The sequence below is a fragment of the Pseudomonas sp. P9_35 genome (genome assembly GCF_034008205.1).
Classification (GTDB): domain Bacteria; phylum Pseudomonadota; class Gammaproteobacteria; order Pseudomonadales; family Pseudomonadaceae; genus Aquipseudomonas; species Aquipseudomonas kilonensis.
Genome location: NZ_CP125373.1, coordinates 1,874,155 through 1,895,912, shown reverse-complemented (window position 1 = coordinate 1,895,912; position 21,758 = coordinate 1,874,155). Strand labels below are relative to the sequence as shown.

Below are 21,758 nucleotides of genomic sequence, written 5' to 3'. Positions count from 1 at the left end.
CCAAAGCCGACAACCGCTAGGCCAAAGGTCCTACATGAAGCTCGGAAAGCGGTGTCTTGTAGCTCAAGAGCGAGTCGCCCTATAGTCCCTCGTCACCCAAAAAGGCGACCGGGTTTGGCGACCCGATCTACAGAGAGACTCATCAACTTTCGAGGCTCTGCTTATGACCAGATACATGCCCATCACCGGAATTGACTGCACCCCGGCCACCCTGCTCATCGACACCGAAGCACCACTCGATGTCCTCTTCGAAACCGCCGACTACCGCATCCGCACCGTGACCCAACTGCTGGAAAACATCGCGTTCCGCTCAGATATCAGCTCCGATACGGTGGTGCTTTCTGACTTCTGCAAGATGCTGACAATAGCGCTGCGCGATGGGTGTGATGTGATGGACGTGATTGGGAGACGGGTGCGGAGGCAGGCATCGGAATAATGAAAACGGGCGACCTTTGGGTCGCCGTTTTTACATGCGTGGAGAGCACAAAATGATTGAGACCTTCACAGAATTTGATCCCGCAGAATACCTCAGCACTCCAGAGACCATTGCGGAGTTCATGAGTGATGCCCTGGAAACCGGCGATGCAAGCTATAGCTATGTTGCCAAAGCGATGGGATCCGTCGCACGTGCCAAAGGGATGACCGAACCGAGGCGGGAGACCGGCGTGCACCGCGAATAGCGATACTGATCCTTCAGGAGGGAATGTTTATGGCGCCGCATAGCTCTCGTAATCCAAGGCGATCCTGTCGTCTTTCGAGTAGCTGACATACACCACCACCGCATCGCTGCTGGCGACCAAGGCATAGGGCCATTTGCCGTTAGCCTTCCTCATCTGCTCGTACAATTCCAAAAAGTAATTTTTGGTCTGGCCCCGTGGGTCATAAGGCAATTGCACCTGAAAAATCGGATAGTGCCCGCCATTGCACAACTGCACCCGCTCCAGCTTGATGTCATTTTTCTCCAACACTGTGCGAGTTGGATGCCGCCAGGTAACGAGGTCGACATCGCGACAATCGCTGGCCGTGCCATTGTAAAGCTCGGTGTTTTCCAGGGCGGGAAGTGCCGAAGCCAGGCAAGGGAAAAGCAACAATATCAGGGGAAGAAAACGCGGCACGGCAGCGCTCCGAAAGGGACGGGAGCGCGATTGTAATGCCTTTTACCAAGAGCAAATGAACAAAAGGGTAGTCGGGAGACTTTACGCCTACGACTCATTGGGGCTGAGTCCTTGATTCGTTGGAGTATGTTCGTAGTTATCACCGTAGACCAGGACCAGCCATTTTCAGTTTTTCTCTTTCAGGTCAATTGGTTAGCGGCTAAGTAAGTGCCATTCAAATCTACCCACTTTTTCAGTTAGTCAGTTTTTATTAGGGCCTGAAGATATTTAAATGGAGCATTTCCAAGCTCAAACCCCATATCCAATGCCAATTCGTGAATCTCTTTAAACTCACCAACACTCAGCACCACATCATACTCACAAATATATTCACAAAGAATTTCTAACGCCAAGCGCCCCTCATTATACTTAACATAGTCCAACGCCCCATCCAGAAACACCGACTCCAAACGCCCTTCAAATTTAGCACCTAGCTTTAATATCCGTTGCGAGCACATAGAAACCTACTTAATCGATTTATAAGGTGGTATCGGTGCATCATCAGGAAATGCAGTTACAACATTGTTTATCGCGGATTGATAAACGACACGCATACGAACCCCATCACGCACCTCATAAGCAACCAACTTCGCCGAATCGCCATTTTTTGTATATACAAACCACCAGTTCCAGTCTGAGCGTACCACTTCGTATCTGGTGAAGTCACAACCTCGCCCAAAAGGCGGGTGAGGACATGTTCGGTCCCTCGAGCGGAAAGCGACATCAAAATAGTCGCGCAATATTAATGAGTCGTCATTTTGACATCGACCAAATGGATTGGGCTTTGAGGCTATTGCGGGAACCATTCGTCTGAAACCAGATGGGTCCGCCCCCCATAAAAAAACCGGACCCAAGTCCGGTTTTTTATTGAAAGAGCGTTGCTCCTGTTTCAGACAGCAGGGCAGTCCGCGTTTGCGACCCTCCTGCTCGAGGTGTTTGGCTGCTACTTGCCCGTACTCTCAACCACGTCCTGCCCCTGAAAGCCCAAAGCATATTTGCGGGCCCGCTCAACCATGGTATGAGGATCCGGCAAGCCTACGGTTTCTGGGTTCCTGAAGCCGGTAGGCTCAACGAAGTTCGGCGTATGGGGTTTGACCTTGGGTGGTTTGATCGCATCAAACAGGAAACTGAAGCCTTGTTTCAATTGGCTCTGGGCAATGCCGTGACACCCCATGCAACCGCCCATAGTCAGGCTTTGCGTGCCGTGGTCATAATCCGGCACCCTGATGTTCTTGAAGTCACGGGTATTGGTCAGGATGCTGTCCTCCGGAATGGGGAATGAGTTGCCTCCGCGAAACAGCTGGATCCCCGGCTGACTGCTTTCGACCATGATATTGGCCAGGTAGTAATCCGGGTCTGTTTGTTCGCTCGAAGGGATGGCCTGCACCCCTTTAAGACGGTAGTGCTTCCAGACTGAATCGGTGAATTCGCCGCTCTCCTCCATCAGCGCCTGGACCTGTTTGTTGACCGCAGCGACTTCGTTAAAGACGGTTAGCGGTTGCACTACAGTGATCGGACCGGCCTGCCCCTTGGGTATCCCCTTGGTACCGGAGTAGATTTGCGGAACGCTCGACTTCACGAAATCGGTCCTGGGCAGGACAACCTCATGGGTTTTGTCGCCGTCGGAAAACTTAGCGACCGGTGGGCCATCAGGCTTCGATGCGGAAGTGGTGGGGTAATCAATCCTGTTGTAGTTGGCGATGTAGTAGAGACCGGTCGGCGACTTGCCGTCAGGTAATGTCAGGGCATCTTCGTGCTCGAACGTGGCAAAGATGAAGGTCGGGTAATTCGCCGTCTTATGGATGATGTGCAACGCAACCAATGCGTAGTCTTCGTTGTGAGCCATCGGACTAGCATCGGTGCCTTGGTAGGTCACCACCGTTGCCGTATGGTAGCGCCCGCGATTCTCTACTGGGATGTCTGCCAGCTTGCGCCATGCAGCCTTGACCTCCACTGCTCCGTCGGGCAGGACTATATTGGTGTCGGGGTAGCTGGTCAGCTTCTTGGCATACTCATAGATGACCGGATTCGCCTTGGCCTCAAACAATATCTGACTGTCCTTTGAAGGCACGTAGTCCCCGGTTGGGTCTTCTGTTGTCTTCGCTGCATGTGGAGGATTAACCGGGAAAAATATGGCGTTCTGACCGATTTGGGTCGCCTCATCCAGATTGTTGTAATGAGCATAGGTAGCGCCCGACGCCAAAGGTGCCCCCTGGGGAAACTCGATATAACTGTATTGCGGGTCAGAACCAAATGGACGCGTAGGGCCGCCTGCTCCGTTTCTGTTCATTCCCGGGAACAACTCGGTACGGTGAGCGAAGGTCTGCCATAACAAGGGGCTGGGAGACTTCGACACCTTGCCCGAATCGGCAAAGCTGCTGGCGGGGTTGCCGACGCCGCGGTTAGCGGGCAATGGTGCCGCAGCCGTATTGTTCAGTGCGAAAAAGCTGCGCCAGGCGAAGGTTGCATAGTCGGTATGGCTAAGGCCCGTCGGCAGGTCCACGGGCAGTTTCGGGTCACGCGCGGTTAGATCGCTTGTAGTAATGGCATAGGAAACCCCCAACCCCGAGGGGTAGGCAGAGCGCCCGGAATAAGCGTAATAGGGCGCCCATTTAAGTCCAGCGGTTGAACCGGTCGGGCCGATTGAATCGGCCGAATAATAAATATTGGGGCCACTGCTGATGAACAAGCGCTCATTGACCATCGTTGCACTGTTCAGGGAGCCCTTGTCAGGTATCCCCGTCAGCCCCTGCTTCGCGCCCCAGTTACCACCCCGGTCATAAGTACGCTCGAACAGGCCGCCGTTAAAGAAAGTGTAATAGACCCTCAAATCACCGTTATAGACGACAGGTACCAGATTCACGATCGTCTCGGGGCCTTCTTGGAATGCGGTTTTCTCCGAGCTCCATTTAACGCCATCATAGGTCACGTAATAAACAGCCTTACCCCTGTTCTCGTTATACAAGACGAACAACTGACCGTTATAGACAACAGGCTTGTTACTTGCGGCCGTATGGACGGTCGGAATAGTGCTGACATTAGGCGGCCAGCCGTTTCCGTCCCGAGAGCTGATAGTATTTAAGCGACCTTGCACATCAGCAAAGGTCAGTACCAGCTCTTGCTTGAATACGGTTGCCGAGACATCAGTCAAGATGCTGCCCACCGGGATGAATTTTGGCGCGGACCAGCTTTTCCCCTCTACGGAGGAGGAGTAATAGATATTTTTCTGATCATCTCTACTGGTCCAGAACATATAGACCTGGCCCTTGAACGACTGCACCACCGGAACAGTGTATGTGGACTTGAATGGCACAGTGCGCGTCGAAGAAGGCTTGCCGCCTGAGGCGGCTGGATTGTCAAAGACATCGACGACAATCCCCCCACCTTGTAATAGCGGCGTGGCGGTAATCAGTCTCTCCGCATAGGCCGATGAGAACGCAAATAGACCACACAGACACAACATCAACCGACCGAGTATCGTTCTAAGGCTCATAGGTTTCATTCCTTGAGTGAGTGACTACCTCAGGTCATACGTATGCCTGGATAGCTATTCCATTTGCTAAAGCATGATCTGCACCGACAGCGAAGTGTCCAAACGCATTCTCCATGGTAGTCGACTGTTTAATATCGGCTAGGGGAACGCCGAAAAAGACCTCAAGCGGTGGCGACTCAAGGTGAACTTTCCAACCAACCCGGGCCTCAACCCATTACCTGCCCAACAAGGAATATGAGGCTCTGCCATGAAAACCCTCTTGAAACTCACCCTTGCAGCCACCCTCACCTGTGCCCTGCCCGCCTGGGCCACTTGCACGCCAGAGGAAGCGACCGCCAAGCGCGAACAATTGGCAAATGAAGTGACCAAGCTCACCGAACAGAACCCAACTAAGGCCAAGGAAATTAACGATGAGTTGCAGAAAATGGACATGGAGACTGCCAGCAAGGATGTGCCGGATAAGTGCCAGTTGATCGATAAGCGTTTGGAAGAGCTGAAGAAGGCAGAAAAGAAAGCCGGTTGACTGCACAAGGCCGAGCACAACCCGCTTTTGTGGGAGGGGATCTGTGGGAGCAAGGCTTGCCCGCGATGAAGGCGATGCGGTCTTTCAGAAACCGAGGCGTCTGTGTCACGAGCAAGCTTTGCTCCCACAAATCCCCCTCGCCACAGGGCTTTGCGTCAGATTCAGTTGCCCATAAAAAAACCGGACCCAAGGTCCGGTTTTTTCATAAAACGCTAACGCTGACTCACTCAGCCGCTGGCGCCTCTGGCTTGCGGCGCTTGAGTGGGGCCATGCCGTCCTTGCTGACCAGCGACGGAGTGTCGCTCTTCGGGCGGTTGGCGGTCTTGCGCTTGGTCGGGGCCTTGGCGCCGGTTTTCTTCTTGTCGCCCTTGGCGTCGACCTTTTTCTTCTTCACGCCAACGGCCTTGCCCGAGGCCTTGACCTTCTTCGGCCCGCCGTAGGTGCCTTTGACTTCCTTGATGGTGCGGCGCTCGAAGCTCTGCTTGAGGTAGCGCTCGACGCTCGACATCAGGTTCCAGTCGCCGTGGCAGATCAGCGAGATCGCCAGACCGTCGTTGCCGGCGCGGCCGGTACGACCGATGCGGTGCACGTATTCGTCGCCGCTGCGGGGCATGTCGAAGTTGATGACCATGTCCAGGCCTTCCACGTCCAGGCCGCGAGCGGCGACGTCGGTGGCGACGAGGATTTTCACGCCGCCCTGCTTGAGGCGGTCGATGGCCAGCTTGCGGTCCTTCTGGTCTTTCTCGCCGTGCAGTACGAACGCCTTGTATTCCTGGGCCACCAGGCGGCCGTAGATACGGTCGGCCATGGCCCGGGTGTTGGTGAATACGATGGCTTTTTCGTAGGTCTCGTTGGCCAGCAACCAGTTGACGATCTGCTCTTTGTGCTGGTTGTGGTCAGCAGTGATGATCTGCTGGCGGGTGGTGGAGTTAAGTTGGCTGACCGCGTTGAGCTGCAAGTGCTCAGGGTTGTTCAGCACCTTGGCGATCATCTCGCGCAGGCCCGAGCCGCCAGTGGTGGCGGAGAACAGCATGGTCTGCTGGCGGTTGACGCATTCGTCCACCAGGCGCTGCACGTCTTCGGCAAAACCCATGTCGAGCATGCGGTCGGCTTCGTCCAGCACCAGTACTTCGACTTCCTTCAGGTCGAGGTTGCCGGCGTTCAACTGCTCGATCATCCGCCCCGGCGTGCCGATCAGGATGTCCGGCACCTTGCGCAGCATGGCGGCCTGGACCTTGAAATCTTCGCCGCCGGTGATCAGGCCGGACTTGATGAAGGTGAACTGCGAGAAGCGCTCCACTTCCTTCAAGGTCTGCTGGGCCAGTTCACGGGTCGGCAACAGGATCAGGGTCTTGATGCTGACGCGGACCTTGGCTGGGCCGATCAGGCGGTTGAGGATCGGCAGCACGAACGCGGCGGTCTTGCCGCTGCCGGTTTGCGCCGTCACCCGCAGGTCACGCCCCTGGAGCGCGAGCGGAATAGCCGCTGCCTGCACCGGCGTTGGCTCGACAAATTTAAGCTCGGCCACGGCTTTGAGCAGGCGTTCGTGCAGGGCGAATTGGGAAAACACGGGTGCTACCTCGAAGAAATGCAAAAAAACAGCTGCATAGGGTAACGGTTTCGAGCGCGAAGGCCGAGTTTCTTTATACAAACGGCGGTAAATCAGTGCATTTTTATCAGCTGCTATTGCATCAACGGTCACTTGACCGGGCTTAAATGCTCTAATCGCACCGTCGCGTCTTTATAGAAGAACCGTTTCGTCCATGGACATCAAACAACTCTGGGTCAATTTCCAAGACCTCTGGGGTGCCCTTGACCAGCACCCGATCCTGCATTCCGGCATCGCCCTGATGTTGCTGCTGGTCATCGCATTGGTACTCGGGCGCGTGGCGCGTTACCTGATTTTGCACGCCGCCAAGTTGCTGGGGCGCCAACCGGCCTTGAATTGGGTCAACGACCTGCGCCAGAACAAGGTCTTTCATCGCCTGGCGCAAATGACGCCGTCGCTGATCATCCAGTTCGGCCTGCACCTGGTGCCGGAACTGAGCAAGACCAGCATGATTTTCCTGGGCAATGTCGCCCTGGCTTTCACCATCCTGTTCATGGTGCTGAGCCTCAGTGCCCTGCTCAGCGCCATGCTGGATGTCTACGCCCGCACTGAGCATGCACGTACCCGCTCGATCAAAGGCTACGTGCAACTGACGAAGATGGTGCTGTATGTGTTTGGCGCGATCATCATCGTTGCCACCCTGATCGACCGCTCGCCGCTGTTGCTGCTGTCAGGCCTGGGCGCGATGTCGGCGGTGATCCTGTTGGTCTACAAGGACACCCTGCTGTCGTTCGTCGCCAGCGTGCAACTGACCAGCAACGACATGCTGCGAGTCGGCGACTGGATCGAGATGCCCCAGGTCGGCGCCGACGGTGACGTGGTGGACATCACGCTGCACACGGTCAAGGTGCAGAATTTCGACAAGACCATCGTCTCGATCCCCACCTGGCGGCTGATGTCCGAGTCGTTCAAGAACTGGCGCGGCATGCAGCAATCGGGCGGGCGACGGATCAAGCGCAGCCTGTTCATCGACGCCAGCGGCGTGCGTTTCCTGCATGACGAGGAAGAACAGCGCCTGACCCAGGTGCGCCTGCTGACCGACTACATCGGCCGCAAGCAGGCCGAACTCAAGGCCTGGAACGAGGCCCAGGGCAACGTCGCGGCGATGTCGGCCAACCGTCGGCGGATGACCAACCTGGGGACCTTCCGCGCCTATGCGCTGGCGTATTTGAAAAGCCACGCGGAGATCCAGCCGAACATGACCTGCATGGTCCGGCAGTTGCAGACCACCGCCCAGGGCATCCCGCTGGAAATCTACTGCTTCACCCGTACCACTGCGTGGGCGGACTACGAGCGCATCCAGGGGGATATTTTCGATTACCTGCTGGCGGTGATGCCGGAATTTGGGTTGAACCTCTACCAGCAGCCAAGCGGCACGGACCTGCGCTCGGGGCTGCTGCCGGCGGTGCTGGGGGCGAGCCACCTGCCGGAACCGCAGAAGCAGGTGGTCTAAAGCCGCCCCCCATTCCCCTGTGTGCGAGCTTGCTCGCGATGGCGGTGTATCAGTCAGCATCCATGTTTCTGACACACCGCCATCGCGAGCAAGCTCGCTCCCACAGTGCTCAGAATCCAGAATTCAAGGTGAAGGACTCAGTGTGCAGGCAGCGGTTGGCGTACCCCCAACCGACTGATCCAAACCGCCGCCAATATCACCGACCCACCCAGCAGCAACCGCCCCAGTGCCTCATGCTGGTTCCAGATCAGCAGGTTCACCAGCAGCCCCACCGGCACATGCAGGTTGTTCATCACCGCCAGCGTCCCGCCATTGACCAGGCAGGCGCCTTTGTTCCACCAGTACAGCCCCAACGCGGTGGAAACCAGGCCGAGGAACACCAGCACGCCCCATTGCAGCGGCGCTTCAGGCCAGAAGTTGGCCTTGCCGAACAGCAGGAAAGCCGGCAACGCCACCATCAGCGCACCGAGATAGAAATAACCGAAACGCCGGTAATGCGGCAGCTCGCTCGGGTGGCGGGCCACCAGGTGCTTGTACAGCACCTGTCCGGCCGCATAGGTGAAGTTGGCCAGCTGCAGCAGCAAGAAGCCCATGAAGAAATCCGGGTTGATCCGGTCGTAGCGAATCACCGCCGCACCGGCCACGGCCACCAGCGCCGCGATCAGCGCCCAGGGATTGAAGCGACGGTTCAACGCGTCTTCGATCAAGGTCACGTGCAGGGGCGTCAGGATGGTGAAAAGCAGCACCTCGGGCACCGTCAGCACTCGGAAGCTCAGGTACAGGCAGACGTAGGTCACGCCAAACTGCAAGGCGCCGATCAACAGCATGCCGCGCATGAACGCCGGCTCCACCTGGCGCCAGCGCGTCAGCGGAATGAACACCAGCCCGGCCAGCAACACCCGCACCAGCACCGCGAAATAACTGTCCACATGCCCAGCCAGGTACTCGCCGATCAGGCTGAAGGAAAACGCCTGGATCAATGTCACAAACAGTAGATAGCCCATACCGCCCCTCGTTTCGAATGGCGGCGAAGATAGCGGTTTTGAACGGTGGGAGCGAGCTTGCTGGCGATTGGGGGTGTCAGTCAGCATTTGTATTTCTGAGCCACCGTAATCGCGAGCAAGCTCGCTCCCACAGGTACCCCGCTAACTTGGAACTTCATCCACGACCCAAGGAGTGGTCTGACGCTGGTGCCGATGGCTGGCGGCACGCTGGAGCACTCGGGTCAGCGCCTGGAAGTTTGCCGGCTTGGTCAAGATGTCATCGGCACCAGCGGCCCTGAAACGTTCTATCTCGCTGGAAAAAACACTCGCGGTGAAAGCAACGATGTAGCAAGTGTCGCCCTGGGGTAACTCGCGGATTCTACGCACAGCCTCCATCCCATCCATCACGGGCATGTTGATATCCATCAGAATGATCTCTGGCATCGAAGCCACGCAACGATTGACCGCTTCCAGGCCATCTGACGCAAGGTCGGGTGCATAACCCAACTCTTGTAGCATCGCCATGGCCACTTTCTGGCTCACCGGATGGTTCTCCGCCAGAAGGACATCGAGCGGATAATCCTCGGCAAAAGACGAGTCGAAGCCAACCGCCGCATGATCATCCTTGATGGGTATTTCCGAGACTGAAAAAAGCGCAAGCGGGAGAGAGAAAGAGAATGTCGAGCCGACACCTGGCTGACTGGTGAACGTTAAAGTCCCCTGCTGCGCCTCGAGCAGGTTCTTACAGATAGAAAGACCCAACCCACTCCCAGTGAAGCGTTGGCTAGCCGGCCCTTTGAACTGGGCAAAAGGCTTGAACAGATTGTCTTGCCGTTCCGTGGGGATACCGATGCCGGTATCGCGTATGGAGAAGTCGAGCCACGCTTGAGAGCCGTAACCGCTGGTGGTGACCAGCAGCGATATTTTTCCGGCTTCGGTAAATTTGACCGCATTGCCCAGCAAGTTGATCAATATCTGGCGAAGGCAATCCATATCGGTCTTGACCAAAGGCGGTACGTCCGGGGAAAACTGCGCCTCCAGCACTATGGGTTTGTCCTGGATATTTTGCCGGATTAGTTCCATACAGGATGAAACCAGTGCTCTCACTTCGAAAACACGAGGTTTCAATTCAAGTTTGCCCGCTTCGATTTTGGCAAGGTCGAGAATGTTATCGATAAGAGACAGCAGGGTCCGTCCACTGGAATGAATCGTTGTGAGAAGACGGCGTTGCTCGGGATCCAGGGCGGACCGGGCCAATAACTCGGTCGCGCCAATGACACCGTACATCGGGGTGCGAATTTCATGACTCATGGTTGCCAGAAAGCTGGTTTTTGAACGATCAGCGTCTTCGGCGGCATTTTTAGCCTGATTCAATACCTGCTCATTGACTCGCAGTTGCTGGAGATGAGCGCGCATGCGTAAAAGGAGGAAAGCGAGAAATACCAGGATGGCCAGGATGATGTGGTACAGGGAGTCATGATTAAGTTGTTGGTAGTAGCTCGCCAAGGTAACTTCCGCCCCGACAACATACACCGTACCGTCCTGTGATTTTAAGGGGACAAAGACCGCGCGAAAATCACCCCAATGATCCGAGTAGTCGATCCAGGTTGGCTCGGTACGCTCAAAACTATCGAGCAACGCCTGGCTGGCATCGGGATAAGGGTCGAAAAAGCGCACGAAATTCTTCTCTTGAATTTCTTTTTTCGATGCGCTGGAACTGACCAGGTAGGCCTTTGCACCTCGCTTGATCACGCTATAGACAAAAGCAGTGCCCATGGACTCGTTGAAGCCGGAGAGGCGCTGAATGGTATCCCAGTCCTGCGCTTGCGATTTGGATTGTTTATCGACCAGATTGTCATGGTAACGGTCGCCGAGGATGGCCGAAGCACCCAGCGCGGCATGCAGCAATTTATTATTAATGTTGTCAGTAAGGACGCTTTGCGTCTCGACATAGAGGTAGTAGATATAGCCACCTGCCCCTATGAGATAGACCAGGAATAGAGCCCATGTTTGCCGTTTGATTTTTAACATATCACAGCCTCCCTACTGTAATTCGGCGCATAAATTACCACAGCCAGACGTCGACAGACTTGCCCAATCCGAGTGAGTTTACGGCCTGCCTATCTCCCGGCCCTCAAGGCTTGAGGGGCCGTTCATGTTTAGGTGGTGGTTATTTCCATTTCCCCAAAAAAAAAGCCCGATCTCGCTAAAGCGTTCAATCGGGCTGATGCACTCAGGAGCAATAAGTGCAAAGGGAGGTTCGATGCGCAAAACGATTTGAAGGGAAGCGCCAGGCCACTAGACCACCTGGCGATTATCCGAGGATTAACGGATCAGGCGACCTGGGACAGTTTGGCGTTGGCCTGATTCAGGCCCTTCTCCTGGAAGTCGCCGCCCAGGTTCATGCCTTCGGCATGGATGAAGGTCACGTCGTGGATCCCGATGAAGCCCATGACCTGGCGCAAGTAGGGTTCTTGATGGTCCGTGCTGCCACCGGCATGAATGCCGCCACGGGCGGTCAGCACGAAGGCGCGCTTGTCGGCCAGCAGGCCTTGAGGGCCGGTGGGGGTGTATTTGAACGTCACGCCGGCACGCAGCACATGGTCGAGCCAGGCTTTCAGGGTGCTGGGGATGGCGAAGTTGTACATCGGTGCAGCCATTACCAGCACGTCGGCGGCCAGCAGTTCATCAGTCAGTTGGTTGGAGCGCTCCAGCGAGGCGTTTTCAACGTCGCTGCGCTGCTCGGCCGGCTTCATCCAGCCACCCAGCAGATTGGCATCCAGGTGTGGTACCGGGTTGATGGCCAGGTCGCGAACGCTGATTTCATCGGCCGGGTGCGCCGCTTTCCACTGGCTGATAAAGGTCTGGGTCAGTTGACGGGACACCGAGTCTTGCTGGCGGGCACTGCTTTCGATGATCAGAACGCGGGACATGGCTTGTAGGCTCCATCTGAGAATGTTGTCAGTCGATGGAGCGAAGGTTAAACGCGAACATATCGATGAAAAAGCGCAAATAACTGCTGTAAAGCATCGATAAATTCGTTTATAAGCGAAGCAAGCAATATTGCCTGCCCCACTGCCGGGCTATTTCGGCTGACAGGTCAGCTTGATGCGCAGCTTGATGATGTTGCGGTTGAACTTGGCCGTGGCGTTCTTGAACTTGCCGGCGGCGACTTCGAGCTTGCGGGTGCGAGGTGCTTCCGGGCCATTGCTGAAGACCACGGTACAAGCCGCATCGGTGCTGCCGTAGTTGTTGACCTGGATGGAACCGATATCGGCATCGGTGTCATAGGCGTTGTAGTCGATGCTCAGGCCGTTGAGGTGTTTTTCCACATCGATCGGGTAGGCAAACGCAGTCAGTGGCAGCAAGGCCAGCACCACACAACAGATTTTCTTCATTCGGCAGTCTCCACCAAGGGACTGCCAGCTTAGGACAAGAGGAGCTCGATATGAAAGCGCCCCGCGTAACCCTTGATCAATGGCGCACCTTGCAGGCCGTGGTCGACCACGGCGGCTTCGCCCAGGCCGCTGAAGTGCTGCATCGCTCCCAGTCGTCAGTGAGCTACACCGTGGCCCGCATGCAGGATCAGCTCGGCGTACCGTTGCTGCGCATCGATGGACGCAAGGCCGTGTTGACCGAAGCCGGTGGCGTACTGCTGCGCCGTTCCCGGCAACTGGTGAAACAGGCCAGCCAATTGGAAGACCTGGCCCACCACATGGAGCAAGGCTGGGAAGCGGAAGTGCGCCTGGTGGTCGACGCGGCCTACCCCAACGCCCGCCTCGTTCGCGCCTTGACGGCGTTCATGCCACAAAGCCGTGGCTGCCGGGTACGGCTGCGCGAAGAAGTGTTGTCGGGTGTCGAAGAAGTGCTGCTCGAAGGCGTGGCCGACCTGGCCATCAGCAGCTTCAGCATTCCTGGCTATCTGGGAGCCGAATTGAGCGACGTTGAATTCGTCGCGGTGGCCCATCCCGAACACGCCCTGCATCGCCTCAACCGCGAGCTGACGTTCCAGGATCTGGAAAGTCAGTTGCAAGTAGTGATCCGCGACTCCGGACGCCAGCAACCTCGCGACGTGGGTTGGCTCGGCGCCGAGCAGCGCTGGACCGTCGGCAGCCTGGCCACCGCCGCGACCTTCGTAGGCAGCGGCCTGGGCTTCGCCTGGCTGCCCCGGCACATGATCGAGCGGGAACTCAAGGAAGGCACGCTTAAACAGCTACCCTTGGATCAGGGCGGCAGCCGCAACCCGAGCTTCTATTTGTATTCGAACAAGGAAAAACCCCTGGGCCCGGCCACGCAAATCCTGATCGAATTGCTGCGCACCTTCGACACCGCGCCGCTGGATGCGCCATTCGCCGCCCCTGAACAAGCCTGACAAGGATTTCCCCGATGGCCTATTTCGAGCACGAAGGTTGCAACCTGCACTACGAGGAATACGGCCACGGCACGCCCTTGGTGCTGGTCCACGGGCTGGGTTCCAGCACCCGCGACTGGGAAAAGCAGATCCCGGTGCTGTCCGCCCATTACCACCTGATCGTGATGGATGTGCGCGGCCACGGTCGCTCCGACAAGCCGCGGGAGCGCTACAGCATCGAAGGTTTCAGCGCCGACCTGATCGCCTTGATCGAACACCTGGGCCTGGGCCCGGTGCATCTGGTGGGTTGGTCCATGGGGGGCATGATTGTTTTTCAGTTGGCGGTGGATGAGCCTCATCGGGTCAAGAGCGTGTGCATCGTCAACAGTGCCCCGCAGGTCAAGGTCCGCACGCTCGACGATTGCTGGCAATGGTTCAAGCGCTGGAGCCTGATGCGCCTGCTCAGCCTGGAGACCATCGGCAAGGCCCTCGGCGCCAAGTTATTCCCCAAGCCCGAACAAACCGAGTTACGCCTGGAAATGGCCCGACGCTGGGCAAAGAACGACAAACGTGCTTATCTCGCCAGCTTCGATGCGATTGTAGGCTGGGGCGTTCAGGAACGACTTTCGCAGGTTGCCTGTCCAACCCTCGTCATCTGCGCCGACCACGACTACACCCCGGTGGCGCTGAAAGAAGCCTATGTAAAACTGCTGCCCGACGCACGGCTGGTGGTCATCGCCGATTCACGGCACGCTACCCCGCTGGATCAACCCGAACGCTTCAACCAAACCCTGCTCGACTTTTTGACCGCAACCGATTCCACCACTCAGGATCACTGACCCCATGCTGAAAAAAATCGCCCTTGCCGCCGGCACCGTACTGTTTGCCGCCAACCTGATGGCCGCGACACCCGCCAAGGCACCGCATGTATTGCTGGACACCACCAACGGCCAGATCGAAATCGAGCTGGACCCGGTCAAGGCCCCCATCAGTACCAAGAACTTCCTTGAGTACGTGGACAGCGGCTTCTACAACAACACGATTTTTCACCGTGTGATCCCGGGCTTCATGGCCCAGGGCGGCGGGTTCACTCAAGCCATGCAACAAAAAGACACCAAGGCGCCGATCAAGAACGAAGCCAGCAATGGCCTGCACAACGTTCGTGGCACCTTGTCGATGGCCCGCACGTCCAACCCGGACTCGGCCACCAGCCAGTTCTTCATCAACGTGGCCGACAACGCCTTCCTCGATCCGGGCCGTGACGCCGGCTACGCAGTGTTCGCCAAAGTGGTCAAGGGCATGGACGTGGTGGACGTCATCGTCAACTCCCAGACCACGACCAAACAAGGCATGCAAAACGTGCCGATCGACCCTGTGCTCATCAAGTCGGCCAAGCGCATCGACTGAAGAGGCACACGGCAAGCCTGGCCGGCGCGGTCATCCCGCGCCGGCCATAGCAATAAAGGAGAGCCCCTGCCAGGGCATTGACTGATGGTTTATCGCCGTTTCGAAACACTGATCGATATCTTCCGCGACGCCCCAACCTCGGCCCCGCCGAATCGCGTCCTGCCCTTCTACACCTATTACCTGAAACAGGTCTGGCCCAGCTTCGCCGTACTGCTGGTGGTGGGCCTGATCGGCGCGCTGATCGAAGTGGCGCTGTTCAGCTACCTGAGCCGCATCATCGACCTGACCCAGGGCACGCCCAATGTGGACTTCTTCAAGGTCCATGGCCTGGAGCTGGCCTGGATGGCCGTGGTGGCGCTGATCTTCCGGCCGATCTTCGTGGCCCTGCATGACCTGCTCGTGCACCAGACCCTGAGCCCCAGCATGACCAGCCTGATTCGCTGGCAGAACCACAGCTACGTGCTCAAGCAGAGCCTGAATTTCTTCCAGAACGACTTCGCCGGGCGCATCGCCCAGCGCATCATGCAGACCGGCAACTCCCTGCGTGACTCGGCGGTGCAGGCCGTGGATGCCCTGTGGCACGTGCTGATCTACGCCGTCAGTTCCCTGGTGCTGTTCGCCGAAGCCGACTGGCGCCTGATGATCCCGCTGCTGATGTGGATCGCCGCCTACATCGGTGCACTCTGTTATTTCGTGCCACGGGTCAAGGAGCGCTCGGTGGTGTCGTCCGACGCCCGCTCCAAACTCATGGGCCGGATCGTCGACGGCTACACCAACATCACCACCCTCAAGCTGTTCGCCCATACCAACTTCGAACAGCAATACGCCCGCGAAGCCATCCAGGAGCAGACCGAAAAAGCCCAGTTGGCTGGCCGGGTGGTGACCAGCATGGACTTGGTCATCACCAGCATGAACGGGCTGCTGATCGTCGGCACCACGGCGCTGGCGCTGTGGTTGTGGACCCAGTCGCTGATCAGCGTCGGCGCCATCGCGTTGGCCACCGGGCTGGTGATCCGCATCGTCAACATGTCCGGCTGGATCATGTGGGTCGTCACCGGCATCTTCGAAAACATCGGCATGGTCCAGGACGGCCTGCAGACTATCTCCCAACCGGTCAGTGTCACCGACCGCGACCAGGCCAAGCCCCTGGCGGTGGCCCGGGGTGAAGTGCGTTTCGAGCATGTGGATTTCCACTATGGCAAGAAAAGCGGCGTGATCGGCGACCTGAACCTGACCATCAGGCCCGGCGAGAAAATCGGCCTGATCGGTCCGTCCGGCGCGGGTAAATCCACCTTGGTCAACCTGCTGCTGCGCCTCTATGACGTGCAAGACGGGCGCATTCTCATCGATGGCCAGGACATCGCCGAAGTCGGCCAGGAAAGCCTGCGCGAGCGCATCGGCATGATCACCCAGGACACCTCGCTGCTGCATCGCTCGATTCGCGAGAACCTGCTCTACGGCAAGCCAGACGCCACCGATGCGCAACTCTGGGAAGCCGTGCGCAAGGCCCGGGCCGATGAGTTCATCCCACTGCTGTCGGACGCCGAAGGCCGCACCGGCTTCGATGCCCATGTGGGTGAACGCGGCGTGAAACTGTCCGGCGGCCAGCGCCAGCGCATCGCTATCGCGCGGGTGCTGCTCAAGGACGCGCCGATCCTGATCATGGACGAAGCGACGTCAGCGCTGGACTCGGAAGTCGAGGCGGCCATCCAGGAAAGCCTCGAGACGCTGATGCAAGGCAAGACCGTGATCGCCATCGCCCACCGCCTCTCCACCATCGCCCGGATGGACCGGTTGGTAGTGCTGGAGAATGGTCGCATCGCCGAAACCGGCAGCCATGCCGAACTGCTGGCCCATGGCGGGTTGTATGCGCGATTGTGGCAGCACCAGACGGGTGGGTTCGTGGGGATCGACTGATCTCTACCAGACACCACTGACCCCGTGGCGAGGGAGCTTGCTCCCGCTGGGGTGCGCCTGTAGGAGCTGTCGAGTTCAACGAGGCTGCGATCTTTCCCCAGACACTTGAATCTCAAGCGAAAGATCAAGATTAAAAGATCGCAGGCTTCGCCAGCTCCTACAGAGCCCAGCGGGAGCAAGCTCCCTCGCCACAGGGATCCGGTTTGAATCAGCAATACTGAAAAATTCTGTCCAGGATCCATTTAGCCCACACCGCAACCACATACTCCCCGCCGACCACGGCCAAAACCGCCACCGTCCATGACGCTGGCGGTTTTTTTGTCGCTGGATTTGTCGCCGCGCTCTGCTGTACTCAAGTCAGGTTCTGGAGATGAACCTGTCGTAATACTGCTGGATGCATAACCGATCATCACGACTGTTTCATCAAGGAACCTTATGTCTTTACTCAAACGTTCAACGACTGAGTTGTTGGGTACGTTCTGGCTGGTATTGGGTGGCTGTGGCAGCGCGGTATTGGCTGCCTCAGGGATTGGCGTGCTGGGGGTTGCCCTGGCCTTCGGCTTGACGGTGTTGACCATGGCGTTCGCCATCGGGCACATCTCGGGCTGCCACCTGAACCCCGCGGTGTCGGTGGGCTTGTACGTGGGCGGGCGGTTTCCGGCCAGGGAGTTGCCTGCCTACATCATTGCCCAAGTCATAGGGGGCGTGTTGGCCGCCGCGTTGATCTACTTCATCGCCAGCGGCAAGGAAGGCTTTGACCTGGCCGCGTCCGGCCTGGCCGCGAACGGTTATGGCGAGCATTCTCCCGGTGGGTATTCGATGGCGGCCGGTTTTGTCACCGAACTGGTCATGACGGCGATGTTCATCCTGATCATCCTCGGCGCCACCGATAAACGTGCGCCGGCCGGGCTGGCACCGATTGCCATCGGCCTGGCCCTGACGCTCATTCACCTGATCTCGATTCCGGTCACCAACACGTCCGTCAACCCGGCCCGCAGTACCGGTCCGGCGCTGCTTGTCGGTGGCTGGGCCATCGAGCAGCTGTGGCTGTTCTGGGTGGCGCCGCTGCTGGGCGCCGTCATCGGCGGTGTCTCGTACCGCTGGCTGGGCCAGGAAAACCGCTGAGTCACACCCGCGAAGATCAGCACTGCCGATAAGGCAATGCTGTCTTCGCCTCTTCGGCATAGGCCAGTACACCCTCATGTTCGCGCATGAGGAAGTCCTCGACCGCCGCCTTCAAACCAGGGTGGCGCAGGTAATGCCATGAGCGGGTAATCACCGGCTCGAACCCGCGAATCAATTTGTGCTCGCCCTGGGCGCCGGCGTCAAAGCGCTGCAAGCCGTGGGCAATCGCGTAGTCCATGCCTTGATAGAAACAGGTCTCGAAGTGCAGGCGGTCGAACTCCGCCAGGCAGCCCCAGTAACGTCCGTAGAAACTGTCGCCGCCCACCAGGCTGAACGCCATCGCCACCGGTCGCGAACCTTGCTTGGCCAGCACCACACGAATGGCCTCGGGCATGCGTTCGGCCAGCAGGCTGAAGAATGTTCGGGTCAGGTACGGCGCCTGCCGTCGTATCGCGTAGGTGTTGGCGTAACAGGCGTAGACAAAATCCCACTGCGCCTCGTCCAACTGATGACCTTCGAGCCATTCGAACGCGATGCCCTGCCCCGCCACTTGTTCGCGCTCCTTGCGCATCTGCTTGCGCTTGCGGGAGCTGAGCGCATCGAGAAAATCCTGGAAGTCCCGATAACCGCGATTTTGCCAGTGATACTGACAGCCGATCCGCTGCAGCCAGCCCTCCTGCCCGGCAAGTGCCGCGTCGGTGAAGGCGTCGGTGAAGTTGATGTGGGCGCTGGAAAGCCCTTCGATTTCCAGATACCCCGGCAAGCTGCCCAGCAGCTCCAGGCCATCTTCCCCGCGCGCCGCCAGCAGCCGCGGGCCACTGACCGGGCTGAACGGCACCGCTGTCAACAGCTTGGGGTAATAGTCGATGCCGGCGCGGGCGCAAGCGTCGGCCCAGGCGTGGTCGAACACGTATTCGCCGTAGGAATGCCACTTGCGGTAACTGGGCAAGGCCGCCAGCAGACGACCGTCCTCAATGTGCAGCAAATGCTCGGCTTGCCAACCGGAACTCGGCCCCAGGCTGGCGCTGTCTTCCAGGGTGCTGAGGAAGGCGTGGCGCAGGAAAGGCTGGTTGGCGGGCACCAGCGCGTCCCACTCGTGCGGCGCGATGGTGGACAGGCTGTCCAAGACGTGAAGCGGCATGCGATTCCTCGATAGCCAGACGACGGATGGAGCGAGTATCGCCGATCCTGACCAGGCGCACATAAAAAACCCCGCCAGGGGCGGGGTTCAAAGGAGCGCTTTAACGGATGAAGTCAGAGCGGTGTATCAAGTCAGCGCGATTTAGAACACGTACTGGGCACGCATCACAAAACCGTCGCCATCGTCGTCGCCATTGGCGTTGGTGACTTTGTCGGTCTTGGCCTTGATGTAGGCAGCGGAAATTTTCACCGCTTCGTTGGCGTACCAGTTCACGCCCAGGTTGTGCACCTTGGCTTCGGCATCGCCCACGTCGCGGGTCGCCGAGGCAGTGGTGATGTTGTCGTCTTCGACGGTCAAGCTGTCGAAGCGATAGAACACTTCCCAGGCGCCGATGGATTTGTTCTGAGGTTTGATCGCGTCAAACTTGCCGACTTTATAACCACGGGACTCGCCGGTGAGGGTGTACGCGCCCTGTACGTAGAAACCATGGCCTTTGATGTCTTCGAAACCATCGGCATCAGCCTTGGTCTTGCGAGTGATGTATTCACCCTGGATCGACGCAGGCCCCATGGCGAAAGCGGCTTCCAGGCCGAACGCGGTGTCGCGGTCGTACGAACCGGCTGGCGAGTTGTTCGCGCCGCCCAGTACCGGACGGTTGCCGTTAGGGCCGGCGTCGTTGCCACCCAGGGTTTCAACGCCACGCATGCCCAGGCGGGAGCGATAACGCGCATCGAAGACGGTGTCCGAAACGTCGCGCGAAGCCACGTTCACACCGAAGTGCAGCACGTTGCCGGCTTCGTGCATCGGGGCGAACACAAAGCGACCGTTGACTTGCTTGACGCTGTCGCCGTCGGTGTCGTCGGTGTCCTTGCTGAACACACCGGCCGAGGCATAGAACGAATCGGCGAAGGTGCTGGAGGCTTGCAGGCCCAGGCCGTTCTGATGGCTGTTGGTCCAGTCGATCAGGTCGTAGGCGGCGTTACGCTCTGGCGCAGTCACCCACTTGGAGCTGGTGGCTTTTTCCAGGCCGAAGTCGGGGTCAAAACGACCAACCTTGATCGAAACCGGCTTGAAGCCGTTGTAGGCCAGGGACGCTTCGTCGAAGTAGCCATTATCGGAGTCGCCACTGTTGTGGGACATGTCGTAGTTGATGGTGTAGGCCCAATCCGTGTACAGCACGCCGGACAGTTCCAGGAAGGCGCGACGGATGTATGCGGCGTCGGCCGATTTGCCGTTGTCGGTGTAGATACCGTCGAACTGGCTGTAGTCAGCCTGCAAACGACCACCGAGCTTGAAGCTGAACTCTTTGTCAGTGGTAGCGACCTCAAGGCCGCCCTTGGTTTTGACCACGATATCGGCGCCGTCGGTGGTGACGGTGCCGGCGAAAGCCTGGGCGGTTACTGCCATTGCCAGTGCGCTGGCGGCAACACCTGCGAAGTGCTTGCGGATCATCGAAGAATTCCCCTGTTGGTAGTCTGTGCCGTTAGAAAACACGCGGAACTGGGCCCGCTGGTGTTGGGAGGGGATCTTGGCGACGGGTTGTGTCAGGCGAGTTGCTATCACATAAAGATTTTATGACAGCGGAACTTTTTACTTCGAATAGGAATAACCGAAACCCCCTGTGGGAGCGAGCTTGCTCGCGATGGCGGTGGTTCAGTCTGCATTGATGTTGACTGATACACCGCTATCGCGAGCAAGCTCGCTCCCACAGGGGGTGGGTGGTGCCTGGGGGTTAGCGGATGTTTCTACGGCGCTCGGCGGCGAGTTTCTCGGCGAGGTGATCCAGGTCGGGAATCGGCGGTTGCGGCAGTTTCCTGAGGGTCGTCTGCATCAGGCGCATCTGGCGGATAAAACGCCGGCAGTTGGGGCAGAACATCAGGTGATGACGCACCATCAGGCGTTCACGAAAACTTAACTGGCCGTCGAGATAATCGCTGGAGCGCGCCACTTGTTCCTTGCAGGTCAGCATTCGCCGGTTTCCTCGAAATGTTCAACAGTCGCGAAGACTTTCAGCCGGGCGCGATGCAACAGCACTCGCACATTGGAGAGCGAAATATCCAGAAGATTACAGATTTCTTCCAGCTCCAGCCCCTGGCGTTCCCGCAGGTTCAGCACGCTGCCTTGCAGTTCCGACAGACTGAGCAATGTGTGCTCCAGGCAATCGCGTAATTCCTCCATCGTGAGCAGCGCCTCAGGTGTGTCCTGGTGCCAGGCGAACGGCGCCAGCAGCCAATGACCGTCGGCGGCGAAACGATCATCGCCGAGGGTGCCATGGGGTGACGGCAGATCGTCTAGCAACACCTCCCGACGGTTCTGTTTGTAGCGCCCTTTGGCAGCGTTGGCGGTGATGGTCAGTAGCCAGGTCTTGAGGCTGGAACGCCCCTGGAAACCACTGAGATTACGCACCACCGACAGCCACGCGTCCTGCACCACTTCATCGACATGGCGGCTGCCGACGATGGCATAGGCCACGGCGCGCATCGGGCTCTGGTAGGCGCTGACCAGCTCCTTGTAGGCCTGCTGCTCACCGGCCAGGAGGCGTTGGAGCAGGAGGGTGTCATCGGTGATCGTCATTCAACGCCCTATTGCTGGATAGATCGCG

The 21,758-nt window shown here is 58.1% G+C and carries 20 protein-coding genes and 2 pseudogenes; 9 read left to right on the top strand and 13 right to left on the bottom strand.

The window, feature by feature from the left end; genetic code table 11:
- Positions 1 to 163: 163 nt before the first annotated feature.
- Together QMK47_RS08485 and QMK47_RS08480 are read left to right on the top strand one after the other, a co-directional pair.
- Complete coding sequence (locus tag QMK47_RS08485; RefSeq protein WP_258690563.1) at positions 164 to 436, top strand: hypothetical protein; 273 nt, start codon at positions 164 to 166, stop codon at positions 434 to 436.
- 52 nt (positions 437 to 488) lie between these two features.
- A pseudogene (locus tag QMK47_RS08480) lies at positions 489 to 677 on the top strand (addiction module antidote protein); the annotation flags it as partial.
- Positions 678 to 707: 30 nt separating this feature from the next.
- Here QMK47_RS08480 and QMK47_RS08475 read toward each other — a convergent pair.
- The 4 genes and pseudogenes from QMK47_RS08475 to QMK47_RS08465 all read right to left on the bottom strand — a co-directional run bounded on the left by QMK47_RS08475 (position 708) and on the right by QMK47_RS08465 (position 4,647).
- Positions 708 to 1,115, bottom strand: coding sequence for a hypothetical protein (locus QMK47_RS08475; RefSeq protein ID WP_320390044.1), 408 nt, complete (start codon positions 1,113 to 1,115; stop codon positions 708 to 710).
- Between the two features lie 236 nt (positions 1,116 to 1,351).
- The gene (locus tag QMK47_RS08470; protein WP_320390043.1) at positions 1,352 to 1,612 is read right to left on the bottom strand and encodes a MafI family immunity protein; all 261 of its coding nucleotides are present in this window, start codon (positions 1,610 to 1,612) and stop codon (positions 1,352 to 1,354) included.
- A 6-nt stretch (positions 1,613 to 1,618) separates the two neighbouring features.
- Positions 1,619 to 1,833 (bottom strand): annotated as a pseudogene (locus tag QMK47_RS28695) (hypothetical protein); the annotation flags it as partial.
- Between the two features lie 264 nt (positions 1,834 to 2,097).
- Complete coding sequence (locus tag QMK47_RS08465; RefSeq protein WP_320390042.1) at positions 2,098 to 4,647, bottom strand: exo-alpha-sialidase; 2,550 nt, start codon at positions 4,645 to 4,647, stop codon at positions 2,098 to 2,100.
- 247 nt (positions 4,648 to 4,894) lie between these two features.
- On the opposite strand from QMK47_RS08465, the gene QMK47_RS08460 reads away from it, so the two are divergent.
- A complete protein-coding gene (locus QMK47_RS08460) occupies positions 4,895 to 5,170 on the top strand; it encodes a hypothetical protein (RefSeq protein ID WP_253472318.1) in 276 nt (91 codons plus the stop codon).
- Between the two features lie 223 nt (positions 5,171 to 5,393).
- Here the strand turns inward: QMK47_RS08460 and QMK47_RS08455 are convergent, their stop codons facing one another.
- Complete coding sequence (locus QMK47_RS08455; protein ID WP_253472316.1) at positions 5,394 to 6,740, bottom strand: DEAD/DEAH box helicase; 1,347 nt, start codon at positions 6,738 to 6,740, stop codon at positions 5,394 to 5,396.
- Positions 6,741 to 6,933: 193 nt separating this feature from the next.
- On the opposite strand from QMK47_RS08455, the gene QMK47_RS08450 reads away from it, so the two are divergent.
- The gene (locus tag QMK47_RS08450; protein ID WP_253472314.1) at positions 6,934 to 8,232 is read left to right on the top strand and encodes a mechanosensitive ion channel family protein; all 1,299 of its coding nucleotides are present in this window, start codon (positions 6,934 to 6,936) and stop codon (positions 8,230 to 8,232) included.
- A gap of 137 nt (positions 8,233 to 8,369) precedes the next feature.
- Here the strand turns inward: QMK47_RS08450 and QMK47_RS08445 are convergent, their stop codons facing one another.
- The 4 genes from QMK47_RS08445 to QMK47_RS08430 all read right to left on the bottom strand — a co-directional run bounded on the left by QMK47_RS08445 (position 8,370) and on the right by QMK47_RS08430 (position 12,613).
- Positions 8,370 to 9,236: a carboxylate/amino acid/amine transporter gene (locus tag QMK47_RS08445; protein WP_253472312.1), complete on the bottom strand. Its 867-nt coding sequence runs from the start codon at positions 9,234 to 9,236 to the stop codon at positions 8,370 to 8,372.
- Between the two features lie 141 nt (positions 9,237 to 9,377).
- Positions 9,378 to 11,246 (bottom strand): ATP-binding protein, encoded by a 1,869-nt coding sequence (locus tag QMK47_RS08440; protein ID WP_320390041.1) that lies wholly within the window; start codon positions 11,244 to 11,246, stop codon positions 9,378 to 9,380.
- A gap of 302 nt (positions 11,247 to 11,548) precedes the next feature.
- Positions 11,549 to 12,148, bottom strand: coding sequence for an FMN-dependent NADH-azoreductase (locus QMK47_RS08435; protein ID WP_018607593.1), 600 nt, complete (start codon positions 12,146 to 12,148; stop codon positions 11,549 to 11,551).
- Positions 12,149 to 12,298: 150 nt separating this feature from the next.
- Positions 12,299 to 12,613, bottom strand: a complete 315-nt coding sequence (locus QMK47_RS08430) for a hypothetical protein (protein WP_018607591.1) — start codon at positions 12,611 to 12,613, stop codon at positions 12,299 to 12,301.
- Between the two features lie 50 nt (positions 12,614 to 12,663).
- On the opposite strand from QMK47_RS08430, the gene QMK47_RS08425 reads away from it, so the two are divergent.
- The 5 genes from QMK47_RS08425 to aqpZ all read left to right on the top strand — a co-directional run bounded on the left by QMK47_RS08425 (position 12,664) and on the right by aqpZ (position 18,015).
- Positions 12,664 to 13,587 carry a LysR family transcriptional regulator gene (locus QMK47_RS08425; protein WP_003198924.1) on the top strand — a complete coding sequence of 308 codons (924 nt, stop codon included), beginning with the start codon at positions 12,664 to 12,666 and terminating at the stop codon, positions 13,585 to 13,587.
- Positions 13,588 to 13,601: 14 nt separating this feature from the next.
- Positions 13,602 to 14,405 carry an alpha/beta fold hydrolase gene (locus QMK47_RS08420; protein WP_253472308.1) on the top strand — a complete coding sequence of 268 codons (804 nt, stop codon included), beginning with the start codon at positions 13,602 to 13,604 and terminating at the stop codon, positions 14,403 to 14,405.
- 4 nt (positions 14,406 to 14,409) lie between these two features.
- Positions 14,410 to 14,973, top strand: a complete 564-nt coding sequence (locus tag QMK47_RS08415) for a peptidylprolyl isomerase (protein ID WP_214512043.1) — start codon at positions 14,410 to 14,412, stop codon at positions 14,971 to 14,973.
- Between the two features lie 84 nt (positions 14,974 to 15,057).
- Complete coding sequence (locus QMK47_RS08410; protein ID WP_258690561.1) at positions 15,058 to 16,890, top strand: ABC transporter ATP-binding protein; 1,833 nt, start codon at positions 15,058 to 15,060, stop codon at positions 16,888 to 16,890.
- A 435-nt stretch (positions 16,891 to 17,325) separates the two neighbouring features.
- Positions 17,326 to 18,015 carry an aquaporin Z gene (gene aqpZ, locus QMK47_RS08405; protein ID WP_320390040.1) on the top strand — a complete coding sequence of 230 codons (690 nt, stop codon included), beginning with the start codon at positions 17,326 to 17,328 and terminating at the stop codon, positions 18,013 to 18,015.
- A gap of 16 nt (positions 18,016 to 18,031) precedes the next feature.
- On the opposite strand, the gene QMK47_RS08400 is transcribed toward aqpZ, so the two are convergent.
- The 4 genes from QMK47_RS08400 to QMK47_RS08385 all read right to left on the bottom strand — a co-directional run bounded on the left by QMK47_RS08400 (position 18,032) and on the right by QMK47_RS08385 (position 21,730).
- The gene (locus tag QMK47_RS08400) at positions 18,032 to 19,156 is read right to left on the bottom strand and encodes a GNAT family N-acetyltransferase (protein WP_320390039.1); all 1,125 of its coding nucleotides are present in this window, start codon (positions 19,154 to 19,156) and stop codon (positions 18,032 to 18,034) included.
- 141 nt (positions 19,157 to 19,297) lie between these two features.
- Positions 19,298 to 20,608, bottom strand: a complete 1,311-nt coding sequence (locus QMK47_RS08395; protein ID WP_214512047.1) for an OprO/OprP family phosphate-selective porin — start codon at positions 20,606 to 20,608, stop codon at positions 19,298 to 19,300.
- 280 nt (positions 20,609 to 20,888) lie between these two features.
- Positions 20,889 to 21,125, bottom strand: coding sequence for an anti-sigma factor family protein (locus tag QMK47_RS08390; protein ID WP_320390038.1), 237 nt, complete (start codon positions 21,123 to 21,125; stop codon positions 20,889 to 20,891).
- Positions 21,119 to 21,730: an RNA polymerase sigma factor gene (locus QMK47_RS08385; protein ID WP_253472299.1), complete on the bottom strand. Its 612-nt coding sequence runs from the start codon at positions 21,728 to 21,730 to the stop codon at positions 21,119 to 21,121. Before QMK47_RS08385 ends, QMK47_RS08390 begins: the two co-directional genes overlap by 7 nt.
- Positions 21,731 to 21,758 lie beyond the last annotated feature (28 nt).

Bases quoted from the DNA above. Each gene is read 5' to 3' on its own strand.
- QMK47_RS08485 (WP_258690563.1), top strand. From the start codon at position 164: ATGACCAGATACATGCCCATCACCGGAATTGACTGCACCCCGGCCACC.
- QMK47_RS08470 (WP_320390043.1), bottom strand. From the start codon at position 1,612: ATGTGCTCGCAACGGATATTAAAGCTAGGTGCTAAATTTGAAGGGCGT.
- QMK47_RS08435 (WP_018607593.1), bottom strand. From the start codon at position 12,148: ATGTCCCGCGTTCTGATCATCGAAAGCAGTGCCCGCCAGCAAGACTCG.
- QMK47_RS08465 (WP_320390042.1), bottom strand. From the start codon at position 4,647: ATGAGCCTTAGAACGATACTCGGTCGGTTGATGTTGTGTCTGTGTGGT.
- QMK47_RS08445 (WP_253472312.1), bottom strand. From the start codon at position 9,236: ATGGGCTATCTACTGTTTGTGACATTGATCCAGGCGTTTTCCTTCAGC.
- QMK47_RS08395 (WP_214512047.1), bottom strand. From the start codon at position 20,608: ATGATCCGCAAGCACTTCGCAGGTGTTGCCGCCAGCGCACTGGCAATG.
- QMK47_RS08390 (WP_320390038.1), bottom strand. From the start codon at position 21,125: ATGCTGACCTGCAAGGAACAAGTGGCGCGCTCCAGCGATTATCTCGAC.
- QMK47_RS08450 (WP_253472314.1), top strand. From the start codon at position 6,934: ATGGACATCAAACAACTCTGGGTCAATTTCCAAGACCTCTGGGGTGCC.
- QMK47_RS08460 (WP_253472318.1), top strand. From the start codon at position 4,895: ATGAAAACCCTCTTGAAACTCACCCTTGCAGCCACCCTCACCTGTGCC.
- QMK47_RS08385 (WP_253472299.1), bottom strand. From the start codon at position 21,730: ATGACGATCACCGATGACACCCTCCTGCTCCAACGCCTCCTGGCCGGT.
- QMK47_RS08415 (WP_214512043.1), top strand. From the start codon at position 14,410: ATGCTGAAAAAAATCGCCCTTGCCGCCGGCACCGTACTGTTTGCCGCC.
- QMK47_RS08430 (WP_018607591.1), bottom strand. From the start codon at position 12,613: ATGAAGAAAATCTGTTGTGTGGTGCTGGCCTTGCTGCCACTGACTGCG.
- QMK47_RS08440 (WP_320390041.1), bottom strand. From the start codon at position 11,246: ATGTTAAAAATCAAACGGCAAACATGGGCTCTATTCCTGGTCTATCTC.
- QMK47_RS08410 (WP_258690561.1), top strand. From the start codon at position 15,058: ATGGTTTATCGCCGTTTCGAAACACTGATCGATATCTTCCGCGACGCC.
- QMK47_RS08420 (WP_253472308.1), top strand. From the start codon at position 13,602: ATGGCCTATTTCGAGCACGAAGGTTGCAACCTGCACTACGAGGAATAC.
- aqpZ (WP_320390040.1), top strand. From the start codon at position 17,326: ATGTCTTTACTCAAACGTTCAACGACTGAGTTGTTGGGTACGTTCTGG.
- QMK47_RS08400 (WP_320390039.1), bottom strand. From the start codon at position 19,156: ATGCCGCTTCACGTCTTGGACAGCCTGTCCACCATCGCGCCGCACGAG.
- QMK47_RS08425 (WP_003198924.1), top strand. From the start codon at position 12,664: ATGAAAGCGCCCCGCGTAACCCTTGATCAATGGCGCACCTTGCAGGCC.